General features: G+C 43.8%; 1 pseudogene. It reads left to right on the top strand.

Annotation, left to right across the window (positions count from 1 at the left end):
* Positions 1 to 191: pseudogene (locus tag ACQRAX_RS25785) on the top strand (hypothetical protein); the annotation flags it as partial.
* Positions 192 to 217 lie beyond the last annotated feature (26 nt).

The following is a 217-nucleotide window of genomic DNA, read 5'->3' on the forward strand; positions in this document are numbered from 1 at the left end:
CCAATCGAGAAGTCGTTGATTTGAAGTACAGCGTCATCCTAGAGGGGGATGACTTTGTAACTAATTGGAGTCTAAATGTTTTTTGCAAGCGAAAGCAAAAAGAAAAAGTGGCGGAACTTATCAGGCCTTTTTTGTCCCCAGGTGTGCCTTTTATTAAGGCGAAAGTTAACGTGCCGCTCAGTACAGATTAATGGTTGAGCGTTGGTGGCAATTGGCC

It is taken from the genome of Pseudomonas sp. UM16, assembly GCF_050312595.1.
Classification (GTDB): Bacteria; Pseudomonadota; Gammaproteobacteria; order Pseudomonadales; family Pseudomonadaceae; genus Aquipseudomonas.